The 12,316-nt window shown below is 40.5% G+C and carries 12 protein-coding genes; 1 reads left to right on the forward strand and 11 read right to left on the reverse strand.

Annotation, left to right across the window (positions count from 1 at the left end):
• The first annotated feature begins 139 nt into the window (after positions 1–139).
• Entirely contained in the window at positions 140–1,351 is a 1,212-nt protein-coding gene (locus ACMGGO_RS14015; protein WP_048390271.1) for an ATP-grasp domain-containing protein, read from the forward strand.
• A gap of 76 nt (positions 1,352–1,427) precedes the next feature.
• Here ACMGGO_RS14015 and ACMGGO_RS14020 read toward each other — a convergent pair whose 3' ends face one another.
• The 11 genes from ACMGGO_RS14020 to ACMGGO_RS14070 all read right to left on the reverse strand — a co-directional run bounded on the left by ACMGGO_RS14020 (position 1,428) and on the right by ACMGGO_RS14070 (position 12,203).
• Positions 1,428–3,620 carry a YheC/YheD family protein gene (locus ACMGGO_RS14020; RefSeq protein ID WP_420281967.1) on the reverse strand — a complete coding sequence of 731 codons (2,193 nt, stop codon included), beginning with the start codon at positions 3,618–3,620 and terminating at the stop codon, positions 1,428–1,430.
• Positions 3,621–3,699: 79 nt separating this feature from the next.
• Complete coding sequence (locus tag ACMGGO_RS14025; RefSeq protein ID WP_066037421.1) at positions 3,700–4,131, reverse strand: hypothetical protein; 432 nt, start codon at positions 4,129–4,131, stop codon at positions 3,700–3,702.
• A 149-nt stretch (positions 4,132–4,280) separates the two neighbouring features.
• Positions 4,281–4,931, reverse strand: a complete 651-nt coding sequence (locus tag ACMGGO_RS14030) for an HAD family hydrolase (protein WP_259948761.1) — start codon at positions 4,929–4,931, stop codon at positions 4,281–4,283.
• A gap of 124 nt (positions 4,932–5,055) precedes the next feature.
• Complete coding sequence (locus ACMGGO_RS14035; RefSeq protein WP_305193306.1) at positions 5,056–5,436, reverse strand: DMT family transporter; 381 nt, start codon at positions 5,434–5,436, stop codon at positions 5,056–5,058.
• 13 nt (positions 5,437–5,449) lie between these two features.
• The gene (locus ACMGGO_RS14040) at positions 5,450–5,773 is read right to left on the reverse strand and encodes a DMT family transporter (RefSeq protein ID WP_048390263.1); all 324 of its coding nucleotides are present in this window, start codon (positions 5,771–5,773) and stop codon (positions 5,450–5,452) included.
• Positions 5,774–5,798: 25 nt separating this feature from the next.
• Positions 5,799–6,017: a helix-turn-helix domain-containing protein gene (locus ACMGGO_RS14045; protein ID WP_004229412.1), complete on the reverse strand. Its 219-nt coding sequence runs from the start codon at positions 6,015–6,017 to the stop codon at positions 5,799–5,801.
• A gap of 11 nt (positions 6,018–6,028) precedes the next feature.
• Complete coding sequence (locus ACMGGO_RS14050; protein ID WP_066037418.1) at positions 6,029–6,667, reverse strand: DUF2975 domain-containing protein; 639 nt, start codon at positions 6,665–6,667, stop codon at positions 6,029–6,031.
• A gap of 118 nt (positions 6,668–6,785) precedes the next feature.
• Positions 6,786–8,306, reverse strand: a complete 1,521-nt coding sequence (gene opuFB, locus ACMGGO_RS14055) for an osmoprotectant update ABC transporter permease/substrate-binding subunit OpuFB (protein ID WP_066037417.1) — start codon at positions 8,304–8,306, stop codon at positions 6,786–6,788.
• Complete coding sequence (locus tag ACMGGO_RS14060) at positions 8,296–9,252, reverse strand: ABC transporter ATP-binding protein (RefSeq protein ID WP_374806008.1); 957 nt, start codon at positions 9,250–9,252, stop codon at positions 8,296–8,298. Before ACMGGO_RS14060 ends, opuFB begins: the two co-directional genes overlap by 11 nt.
• A gap of 92 nt (positions 9,253–9,344) precedes the next feature.
• Positions 9,345–11,141: a DUF2201 family putative metallopeptidase gene (locus ACMGGO_RS14065; protein ID WP_066037415.1), complete on the reverse strand. Its 1,797-nt coding sequence runs from the start codon at positions 11,139–11,141 to the stop codon at positions 9,345–9,347.
• Between the two features lie 3 nt (positions 11,142–11,144).
• Complete coding sequence (locus ACMGGO_RS14070) at positions 11,145–12,203, reverse strand: AAA family ATPase (RefSeq protein ID WP_048390252.1); 1,059 nt, start codon at positions 12,201–12,203, stop codon at positions 11,145–11,147.
• Positions 12,204–12,316 lie beyond the last annotated feature (113 nt).

Below are 12,316 nucleotides of genomic sequence, written 5' to 3' on the forward strand. Positions count from 1 at the left end.
TCTTTTCTCCCTCCTTTCTTTTCTAGTATATGTAACCTTTTAAAAGTTGCTTGGATGTAGACAAGATACATAACTAGAGGAAATCTATTTCATTGCATATATATAAAGGTGATTAAGTATCTAAGTACCAATAGAAGGAGTGATATACCTGAAAGCCATTGTATTTATCGGTACAAACAAATCTGGGTCTAGTCGTGAAGCAACAAGGGCAGCAGAAAAATTAGGCTACTTCACAGTACTTTTCACAAATAATGAAAAACAACTTCAGCAGCGCAGAGCCTACCCCGACATCCATAAAATGATACTCATTGATACTTTTGATATCGAGAGCATGAAAGATGAAATTGAGAAACTAGGAAAAGCTGGATTAAATATTAAAAGTATCGTTAGTTTTGTTGATCCATTTGTCCATATTGCTTCAATACTATGTGATGAATTTTGTCAGAACTATACATCCTCCAGTGCCATTGAAACTATGGAGGATAAAGAAAAAACAAGAAAGTTTTTACAAGACCAACCATACTCACCAAAATTTTCGCTCATGAAACCGAACGAACCTATAGCTAAAAATTTAACCTTTCCATTAATCGTAAAATCTCCTAAATCAACTGGCTCAAAAGATGTCTTACTAGCAACGGATGCCGACCAGCTCAATAACCACCTCAAAGCACTACGCAGTAAAAATCCCTATGAAACCATCATGATTGAAGAATATCTAGATGGCCCTCAATATTTAGTAGAGGCGGTTGTTTATCAACGACAACCACATGTCATTGGTATAATTGAGCAAGAAATTACCCAAGGAAAACGATTTATCATTACTGGCTATGGTGTTCTAGTGAAAGCCCCTAAAGACATCCAATCAGGCATCGAGGAGGTACTCCATTCCATCGTGAAAGCCTTTGGTATTGAGAATGGGGCTCTTCACTTAGAGCTTCGATTAACCCAAAATGGTTGGAAACTTATCGAGATCAATCCTCGAATTTCAGGTGGCGCTATGAATAATATGCTACAAGCAGCTCTAGGTTTTAGTTTAGTAGAAGAAACACTGAAGATTTTGCTAGGAGAACAGCCTAATCTGCAACCAAGACATAAAAAATTTGTGTATACAAAATATGTCATTGTGGAAAGTAGAGGAATTTTAGAAAAGGTTATTGGCAAGGCAAGAGCGACAAGATCAACTGGCGTCGTTGAAGTATATGTCAAACCGAGAAGAGGCACCCTCCTCACCCCACCTTTATCGATGGGTCATCGTTACGCCTATGTCATTGCAGAGGGAGCAACCTTGAAGGAAGCAAGAAATCACGCAATCACTGCAGCGAAGGAAATAAAATTCATTTTGAGAGTTTGAAAAAAATAACCCGAATAATTGCCGCTTGCCAGTGGACAGTTACTCGGGCTTTTTTATCTTCATCAGTCGTAAACAATTATTCTTCTTTAAACGTTTGATCTAAAAACTTCACGGTTTCAAACATATTGGTTTTACTTGCACCCTTCACAAGAATGGTATCATGGGGCTTAATGAGCTTTTCAAGGAGGGCATGCAATTGATCTTTATTAATAAAATGATGTACTCTGGATGGGTCCATGCCCTTCGCGATGGCAGCATTACTCATTTCATCTGTCCTAAAGCCATAGGTAATAAATTCATCGATGCCTATCTCATACACGTACTCTCCAACCTTACGATATTCCTCTTCCCTCAAGACACCAAGTTCTCGCATTTGCCCAATAATGGCTACCTTGCGATTTGTCGCGATATTCTTCAGTACATCGAGCGCAGCACGAACCCCCTGCGGATGAGAGTGTACTGTATCATCAATAACCGTTATATAATCACGGCAATTATAAATCGTTAAACGTCTTGGTGGTTTTTTAAAGTTGAGCCCTGCCTGAATATCAAGTGGACTAAATCCTAAAAGATCAGCCACTGCCACTGCATTCAATGCGTTGTATACATGATGTTCTCCTAAAATAGGAATATATAATTCTATTTCTTGCCCATGCAGCTTCATTTTAAAGGACATGCCGACATCTTTATATTGCAAATCATATGCACGGTAATCCGCTTCTTTTTTAATGCCTACCGTGATGATTTTCCCTTTAAATTGCTGTGTCTCTAAGTATCTTGAATTGTCATCATCTTGATTGACAATGAGTAATCCCTGTTGATCCATGCCGTGAATCAATTCCGATTTTGCCTTGGCAACACCCCTTACATCTCCATCAAAGTTCCCAACATGGGCTAAGCCTATATTCGTTACAATACTAATATTCGGCTGGATGATGCTACAGTGATTGGTAATAATGCCTGGGTAAGCCATACCATACTCTAATACAACGGCCTGATGTGTATCATTGATTTCTTCCTTATGCTTTTTCGTATGCTCCGTCGTATTCCAATAATCCTTTGATTCAAATACATTCCACTTTTTCGATAAGATCGAACCCACAAATGCCTTTGTCGTGGTTTTCCCTGCACTTCCTGTAATCGCAATAATAGGTAAGGTTTTCTTTGCCTCCACCTGCTTCGTTTTTTGTTGGACAATTTTCTTTTTCAGCGGTTTTTGATTTTTGGCAAGATACATCGCATAACGGATAGAATGGATGACCACATCTAATTCCAAGTAAAAGGCAGGAGGACAGCCTGGGCGCCAATTGACCTCATACATCCAAATTTTTTGATTTTGATCTAACCCTACATCAATGCCAATTTCATCAATAACTTCCCCAAATTTCGCCATTTGAATTTCATCCAGATGATGTGCCAGCGCCAGTGAAAAATGCTCAAGCATTCGCCGAATATTATAGGCCTCTTCCTTAAACTCCTGCTCCAAAAAAGGATCTAAATAATTGGTATAGCCACCATTATTAATATTCGGTATGATGGAGCCATTCGGTGCAATGCGTGGATACACCGTTGTCACTACCCATTTACCTTCTCCATTTTTTTGAACATGCAGGCGGAAATCATAGACCTGACCAGATTTTGTAACAGATTGAATATACGGCTGCATAATAAAGGTGCCAGACGCAAGTTGCTCCTTTATCAATGCATCCAATTGTGGCTTTGTATAGGTTGTCGTGGTGCTATCCTTTCGCACCTCAAAATATTTGGCTCCCGCCTTCGTTATAAAATAAATACCCTTCCCTTTTCGTCCATCAATTGGCTTAAACACAACTCGTTTATAATAATTAACGAACTTATGAAATAAATCGGCATCCTTTACAATTTCAGAGGGAATCAAATACTGTTCAAATTCCTTCGCTTCCTTTAATCGTTTCATCACATTCCATTTGTTCCCGATTGAATGGGTTGTGAATGGAATCTCCTCTTTTAAACGGTCAATAATCTCCTTCGAGACAGATAATTTCTCAGGGCTTCCTGCATTATAGATAACATCAGGAAAGGGCATTGTTTTCTCTTGCCATTGTCCATTCTCATAGACCTTTGCTCGAATAGAACGTTTGGCAAAGTCCACACTTTTAGGTGTGAAGTAAAAAAATGTTGCGCCTTCAGCTTTCGCAACTGCTGCAAAGGCATAGGACTTGAGCACTGTTGTTGGATCAAGTCGATGATGCAGCATACCAATAATCGTCATAGCTAAACTTCCTTTCATTAGATTCTCTCTCTATTACATTCACTTTGTATCCCTTGCATATAGACAGATGCTCTAGCTTTAGTAGTTTAATATGGTACTACCATTTCGGCTCTATGATAAATTTCCCCTTCAACATGTCTGGCTTTAAGAGCTGAATGGCCGATATACCACTGAGTTCAATAGATTTCTTTGTACTTGTTTTTTCTAACCTCACCACATCTGCAATCGAATTTGTATCGTTTCCTTCATAATCAAAAGCACGCAACAATGATACTGTGCCACGGCAACGCTCTCTATCAACATCCTCAATGCGGAAAAACTCTGTCTCAAACTGTTTCACTGTATCCAATAAGCTTAAATGAGCACCACTATGTGTAATTAAAAAAAATGGAATCGTATCACTCCCGACAATTTTAATAAGTAGCTGACCAAAATATTTAGAATGAAAATTCATCATAATATCCTGAAGATCCTTTAAATCACTTAAAGCTTCACATAAAAAGTGATTTCTTTTCTTATCACTATTCAATTCGTAGCCCCCTCTCTTAGTTTGACTATACGATTTGATCCGTGTAAGTTGCCCTCTCGTTATCATATGTTGCGACAAAAAATATGGCGACTTCTTCCTAAAGAAACTAAAAAAACCTCCACCTATGAGGGGGAGGTTTTTCCAAAAGCTTATGTTGCGAGGAGATCATGGATTGTATATTGTTCTAATGCAGAAACGGTATGGTGTTTTGTATTGAATGGTAATTGCTTGGTAATCTCGTTCGGAATGACCACTGTATAAAGTCCCGCTGCTACAGCGGCTTGTGCGCCATTCGGTGAATCCTCAATTGCCATGGCCTCATCAGCCTCTACTCCTAATTGTTCAAGCGCCTGCAAGTACAGCTCTGGATCAGGCTTAACATTTGTCACCGTGTCAGCGCTACAAAAGCAATCAAAGTAATGTCGGATACCCAGCCGATCCATATACACATCAATCCATTGACGACTGGAGCTACTAGCAAGTCCAATCTTCAAACCCGCTTCCTTTGCCTGCTGTAGCAATGTTAAAATACCAGGTCTTAGCGTTTCCGTTTCCATCCATTGTGCATGGCGTTGCTGAATGGATGTTTGAAAAGCCTCCACATCCAGTTGTATGTGATGATGTGTAACAAGATATGTATAGGGATTAAAGGTTTGAAGATTGGTCCCAAGGCACTTAGCATAGGTTGCTAACGATAATTCAACACCATATTGTGCATAGGCATCTTTAAAAACGTTATACCATGCTGTTTCCGTATCAATGATTGTACCGTCAAAATCAAAAATTAGAGCTTTTATCATCAATTTCCCCCATTCTATTGGTTTGCGCTGAATCAAGCCTAGGTTTTGGCAGGGCTATCCGTCGATTTCCTAATCCTATCCATCAATTTGCTAATCCTATCCATCAATTTAGACCCGCTATCCACTACTTTCGTATCTCTATCCGCCTATCCTCACAGATCTGACCCTTTTCCACCACTTCTTCACCTTTATCCCCCTGATTCAACAAGATAACGCCTCCTATAATGAGGACAATACCGATCGCAGAATAAACAGTAAAAATATCGTGCCAAATGACAATGCCTACCAGAACGGTTAAAGCTGTGCCGACACCTGACCAGATAGCGTAGGCCAAGCTTAATGGCATGGTTTTTAAGCAGAGGGATAGGCTATAAAACGAAATACCATAGCCAATTGCTACCGCCAAGGATGGAACGAGGACAGTAAAGCCGTCTGAGAACTTCAGCATGGTTGTTGCAAAGACCTCGCTTATAATCGATAGTGTTAAAAATAAATAGCCTTTCATCCTGTTCAGCCTCCTAATGACCACCAGCAAGATTGAGTACCACAACACCCAAGATAATGCATAAAATCCCTAATACCTTCTTGCGATTAAATCGTTCCTTATAGAGGACAACTCCCACAATAGCGGTTAACGCTGTCCCTAAACCTGCCCAAATTGCATAGGCTGTGCCAATAGGAATCACTTTTAATGTTAAGGCTAAACAATAAAATGCCGTTCCATAGCCTACTACTACGCCAATTGATGGCCCAATTCGTGTGAAGCCCTCCGTACGCTTGAGCAAGGAACTGGCAAAAACCTCTGCTATAATAGCGAGCATTAAAAAACTAAAAGCCGTCATTCAAAAAATCCTTTCTGCTTTGCTTCTAGATGTCATCTTCTTCCTCTACATACTCCAATATATCTCCTGGCTGGCAGCCCAAAGCTTTACAAATGGCATTTAATGTAGAAAAACGTACGGCCCTTACTTTGCCTGTTTTTAAATTAGAGAGATTGACAATCGAAACATCTACCCTCTCTGCAAGTTCACTCAGCTGCATTTTACGATCCGCTAGCATACGATCTAATCGAATAATTATGGTCATGTTTTCACTTCCTAAGCTGTTGCATCATATTCATCCTGAAGGAATGCACCGTATCGGAAAATACGTGCAAAGGTCCAAATCACCACACCACATAGTAAAAGAGTCCAGTGAATGCCTGTAAAATGATAGCTAATCCCCTTGATCAAACCCGTCTCTACAAATCGGGACTCCAATTGGAATTGTTGCATAATCAGATAGACGGTATATGTACGAAATACATTTACTGTCAAGCTCAGTACAATCACACAGTAGGCAATTCTCTCCATTTTTTTACTATTTGCGAGTGAAAATACAATACCTTTTGATAAATTACTTAATATATTCCTCACTTGTACAATAATCATTAATAAAATAGCTATGTATATTGTAGCAGTAAATAGAAAGGTCATGACATCTTTTTTTGAATAGTGAATGTCCCTTGTCACATGGTCTGCCAGCTTCATTTCCAATCCTTCTAACTGAACGGCAGCGGTCACACTGCCCTTTGCTAATAAATGATTCACTTGTTGCTCTGATACCACCATTGCTCCCACCATAAAAATCGCGAGCATCGTCAAGACAAAAATCATCATCACCATGATGATGGTAAAAGCGGTACGAAGCCCCTTTGTCATCCATCGAAATTCTTTACTTTGAATTGTTTGCCCCATTATCAACCTCTCCCTCCTTTCTCTCTATTATACATCCCCTTTTATCTCTATCAATAATTTTTTAATGTTTATCATTAATAAATTATTGATAAAAATAAACCCTCTAAAGGTAGAGGGTTTATTTTAATAATCCTATCTTTACTAAATATTCTTTTGCTACTTCTGCTGCAAGCTTTCCTTCTACATTCACCTGATAATTCATTTCTCGCATTTCATCATCTGTAATGTGATCAGCTAGTTGATTTAACGCTTCTCCAATCTCTGGATAGTCAATCAGCGTTTCTTTCCTTAGTAAAGGCGCTCCCTGGTATGGTGGGAATAATGCTTGATCGTCCTCCAATACACGTAGCTTGTATTGACGAATTTCACTATCCGTTGAATAAGCATCTAGCAAATTAATATCACCTGATTGTATTGCCTGATAGCGAAGCTTTGGCTCCATCGTTGCAAGTGTCGTAAAGGCTATCCCATACCGTTTTTGTATGCCAACATAGCCATCCTCACGGTCATTAAATTCTAATGTAAAGCCTGCTTTCACCTTCTGCTCTATCGGTTTAAGATCAGAGATTTTTTGCAGTTGATAGCTCTCAGCCAGCTCCTCTGATACAGCGAGTGCATACGTATTGTTATAGTTCATGGGGCTTAGCATGACCATATCGAATTGCTCCTGCAACCCCTCTTTTGCCTGAAGATAGACGTCCTCTTGGTTATTATTAATGGCTTCTTCCTTTAAAAATTCCGAAATAGCGGTGCCTGTAAATTCAGGATAAATATCAATGCTGCCCGATTTCAATGCATTAAATACAAATGAAGTTTTACCAAGCCCTGGCTTTAATGTCACCGTTAAATCGGTCTCCTGCTCAATTAATAATTTATACATATTGATGAGAATCTCAGGCTCCGCACCAAGCTTTCCTGCAATGACAATTTCATCTTGCTGTTTACTGCTTAGGAGCGGGAAGAAAATCATTACCAGTGCCGCTAAACTAATGAGACTCAACGTCGTTATTGTTTTTTTAAAGGACAGAGATTCTAATTTTTTAAGCGCCACATCAAAAATCAGGGCTAAAATAGCAGCGGGAATGGCTCCTATAAGAATGAGTGCCGTGTTATTTCGGTCAATCCCAAGTAATATAATATCTCCTAAGCCTCCTGCACCAATTAAAGCGGCTAATGTTGCTGTCCCCACAATCAGCACCATTGCTGTCCGAATACCAGCCATCATAACAGGCATAGCAAGTGGTAGCTCAACCTTTACTAAACGCTTTGATCGATTCATTCCCATAGCTAATGCCGCTTCTTTCAGTGATGGGTCAACCTCATTGATGCCCGTGTAGGTGTTTCGTAGAATAGGCAACAGCGCATAGACGACTAACGCAATAATTGCGGGAACTTTCCCAATACCGAATAAAGGGATTAATAAGCCGAGCAACGCTAAGGAAGGAATCGTTTGCAGCACAGCACTGATTCCAATAATACTCTCGGCTATTTTCTTTTTATTGGTTAAATAGATACCTAGGGGAATAGCGATGAGGACAGCAAAAAATAGCGCAATAAAAGAGATTTGGATATGCTCTAGTAATGCAGCCAACAGCTGTGCCTTCCGTTCCTGAAATACATCTACCACATTAGCCACCATGCACATGCCCTCTTTTCTTAGAATCCGCTGCTAAATAACGAAGCGTGGAAGCTCTTGTCACCATGCCAATGAGCTTGCCATTCTCTTCGACACCTAACACGTCATGCTCGGCTAATTTTTCAAGAATCGTCGGAAATGGGGCATCAACAGGAATGGTATGCCCAAAGTTGTTTGTCACAGTGATTGGCTGTAACACATCGTGGATCGTAAACAATTGATCCGACTGCTTACCTCCAATAAACTGTTGGACAAAATCATTTACAGGATTTTGTAGCAATTGCTGTGGAGTGCCTATCTGAACAATTTCGCCATCTTTCATAATACAGAGACGATCTCCTAATTTCAGTGCTTCCTGCATATCATGTGATACAAATACAATGGTTTTCTGGATGGTACGCTGCATCTCTAGTAGATCATCCTGTAGTTTGGTGCGACTAATAGGGTCTAGCGCACTAAAGGGCTCATCCATTAAAATAATTTCTGGGTCAGCTGCCAAGGCACGAACAACGCCAACCCTTTGCTGTTCGCCTCCTGACAGCTCCTTTGGCTTACGCTGACGATATTTCGCTGGCTCCAGACCCACCAACGCTAATAGTTCGTCTACACGCTGATGGATTTTCGTTTTACTCCATTTCTTCAGTTCTGGTACAACCGCAATATTTTCCTCTATTGTCATATGCGGAAATAGGGCGATTTGCTGTAGTACATAGCCAATACTCCAACGCAGCTCATGGATATTATAATCGCTAATTCTTTTATCATTGATCCAGATGGTGCCTGCTGTTAAGGGTATTAATCGATTAATCATCTTCAACAAAGTAGTTTTGCCGCATCCACTAGGGCCAATAATAACAAAGAATTCACCCTTTTTAATTTCTACATTTAGCGCTTTGACAGCTATTTGGTTGTTATCATATTGTTTTGAGACATTGTCAAATGTAATCATCTGTCATCTCCTTTAAATTGTGCTCATGAAATGCGTTCACTTTTTATATTTCACCAACAAAAATCATTTCAAACATTTGTAGATAGCTGCAACTATTTCATTCTAAATACCTCGCCTTTGGGCACAAACGGTAGCTTGGCCCCCTGTGGTAGTACGAAGGCATGCTGTCTTTTAATGGCTAAACGATCACATTGTCCATCTGTAATAATCAGAATAGGACCATCCTTTGGAAAATCCTGTGCTGCTTCAAGTAGCTGTATACCAGGCTGTAACACTGTGCCTCCTCTACCTCTTACCTTCACTTTCGTTAATAGTTCTTCAGGGGCTAGATAGCCCGCGTCATAGGCAACAGCATCACAAAATATAACGCGAACAAAGGGGACATCTCTAGCGATGCTATAGCTCGCTATTGTGCCGAGTGCTTTTCCTAGTAAGAGACGGTCCATGGAGCCTGATGTATCAATAAGGACTGCGAAAGTACGTCCATCTTCCTCACCGCTTTGATGAATCCATCTTGGTCTAGCTATATCAGGTGTCGATGCTTGCCTTCTACTGGGGCGGGTATACGTTCTAACTTTCTCTATCGGTTGAAACATCCGATCAAACCATTTGGCTAATGCCACATCCCAGGCAATAGGAGGCTGTGCTAGGCTACGAATTTCCTCAATGAGCCCTTGTGGCAAATATCCTCTCTCTTGGGTTATATGATAGCTTAACCCTTGACTCAATGCCCTTCTATAAAAAGCATCTAAATCCACGCCAACCTTGCCTTCCCAAAAATCTGGTGGATTCGTTTCGATCATATCTCCTATGCCCTGCCCTCGAAAGGTTCTTAATTTGCGATACATCCTAATATCTGTAACTATACGATCATAAATAGATTCGGCTGAAAGTCCCTTTAATGCTGGATCATATAGCCCGCCAAATGCTGGCATCTCGCCGATTTGCATATCGATGAGCCAGCCATTGATAACATAATCACAAGCAACATTCCATAAGTAAGGATCACGTCCTTGTCTGCGGTTCGCATGGCTTAAACCTGCATGAAGCAATTCGTGTGCCATGAGAAACCGCATTTCCTCATCGGTCATTCCCACCGCCGTATTCAAATAAATCTCCTTTGTTTCGACTGCAATGGCTGCGACCGAAATATCCATTCTTGTGCAAATAAGTGGGTCTTCAATGATCGTAAAATCTGCTGCCAAAGCACCAAATAAGGGATAGGAGCTCATAAACCAAGCCTTTGCGCGCTGTGCTTGTGTTACCCTCGTTGTGCCTCCCAATGTATTTTCTACCCCTCCCGCTACTCGTATGGCACTTTGTACGGCTTTCGATAAACCTTGTGCAAATAGTGCAGCGAAATTACTATTCCCTCGATAAAAATAGCCTGTTTGATTTTGTGATATAACAAAGTCCCCTTGACCTGGCATTGTACTATAGCCTTTCAAATCATCTGGCACACCTTCGCGTAAAAATCTTTCATATAATTTTTCCTCAGAGCTAATGGCCTCAAAAAGAGGATTACTCATTTCCTTTGGTGCTTGACCAAATTTTAGCTCTGCTAAAAATTTTGTTATATAGCAGTCACAGGCAATATTCCACAGCTCCTGCTGCTCTTTTGGTTGATGATGATGTAAGCCTAGGTGTAGCAAGCAATGCGCTATCACATAAGCCCATTCATTTGGCTGACCTTTTTTATCCTGATTCACATAAATAACACCTGCGCTTGTAATGTAAGCCCAATCCTTTTGGGGCATACTTTCGTATTGCATGTAAACAGCATGACACAACGCCTCGAACAGGGGATGTGTACAGACAATGTCATGCCCACGTGCAATGGCTTTCTCATTTTTATGCTCCTGCTGTGATGCTTTCTTCTTTTTGGCCATACGCTACCCTTCCTTTTTGGCTACTAAACGCGGTAAATCTCGAATAACCTCCAGCATAAACCAGGCAGGTAAGGCTTCACCCTTTTGCTCTGACACAACCATCTGTGCAATTTCTAAGCTGATGGATGATAGGTCCTTGATCAAGTCTTTGGCACGAAAGGCTAATTGCCGTTGATTGCCCTTCAATGTGGTATGCTCGTTCGGAAGCTCCTTCAGTAACTGAGCCCGGAAGGATTGTGCCATGAAATAAAGCAAATCTCTTTCATCAGGTTGATCGGGCCAACGTAATTCTCCTTGAATAATTTTAGCGAGATCATATTTACTTTGCACTTGCTTGATAAAGGCTTTAAATTGACTGGCAGTATGCGCGGACAGGCAGCTACTTGCTAATAGATCAATTGTTTGTTCTTGTAAGCTATTGCCATATGCATACAAACAATCACTTAACATATGCCATGAACGAGGCGTGGAGAAGGGTTCTTCTGTTTTCGGTGGTTCGTTCCATAAATGATCGGGACGCATTTGAATATACTCAATCACATATGGATGTATTTCATGTGCATAGGCCCATTCAAGCCAATCTTTATGCGATGCCCTCAGCTGAACATGAACCATCCGATTGATTAATGCGGAGGACATCGGCTTCACAATCGCGTTATCCTGAGCCCGATTGCCTGCACCAATAACAATCGTACCCTCTGGCAATGTAAACTCTCCAATTCTGCGTTCATGAATAAGACTATAAAACGCTTTTTGTACTTCCTGTGAGCAAGCATTTAATTCATCTAAAAAAAGGCAATAAGGTTCATCGCGTGCAATCATTTTGGGTGGACAAAAAACACTGTAGCCATCCTTAATCTGCGGAACACCAATAATATCCTCAGGTGCTAGCTGACTGCCCAATAACGATACACAATGTAGCCCTAATTCACTAGCAAAGTTTTCAACAATCGCTGATTTCCCAATGCCAGGTGCTCCCCAAATAAAAACTGGTCTTATTGTCGCTACATTCAGCAGAAAATCATATAGTTGTTTTTGTGTCACATTAAAAATCGTATTCAATCAAAACGCCCTTTCAACTCATTGTTTTAAAGGTTAATAATACCATTTTCTATGAAATTAATCTTGTCTCTACCATTCTATGAAATTGACTGCCAATTACTAGCTGTGAGAAA

Source organism: Lysinibacillus sp. BNK-21 (assembly GCF_048684915.1).
In the GTDB taxonomy this organism is placed as follows: Bacteria; Bacillota; Bacilli; order Bacillales_A; family Planococcaceae; genus Lysinibacillus; species Lysinibacillus capsici.

Coding starts and splice junctions, on each gene's coding strand:
- ACMGGO_RS14020 (WP_420281967.1), bottom strand. CDS start 3,620: ATGAAAGGAAGTTTAGCTATGACGATTATTGGTATGCTGCATCATCGA.
- ACMGGO_RS14030 (WP_259948761.1), bottom strand. CDS start 4,931: ATGATAAAAGCTCTAATTTTTGATTTTGACGGTACAATCATTGATACG.
- ACMGGO_RS14035 (WP_305193306.1), bottom strand. CDS start 5,436: ATGAAAGGCTATTTATTTTTAACACTATCGATTATAAGCGAGGTCTTT.
- ACMGGO_RS14040 (WP_048390263.1), bottom strand. CDS start 5,773: ATGACGGCTTTTAGTTTTTTAATGCTCGCTATTATAGCAGAGGTTTTT.
- ACMGGO_RS14045 (WP_004229412.1), bottom strand. CDS start 6,017: ATGACCATAATTATTCGATTAGATCGTATGCTAGCGGATCGTAAAATG.
- ACMGGO_RS14050 (WP_066037418.1), bottom strand. CDS start 6,667: ATGGGGCAAACAATTCAAAGTAAAGAATTTCGATGGATGACAAAGGGG.
- opuFB (WP_066037417.1), bottom strand. CDS start 8,306: ATGGTGGCTAATGTGGTAGATGTATTTCAGGAACGGAAGGCACAGCTG.
- ACMGGO_RS14060 (WP_374806008.1), bottom strand. CDS start 9,252: ATGATTACATTTGACAATGTCTCAAAACAATATGATAACAACCAAATA.
- ACMGGO_RS14065 (WP_066037415.1), bottom strand. CDS start 11,141: ATGGCCAAAAAGAAGAAAGCATCACAGCAGGAGCATAAAAATGAGAAA.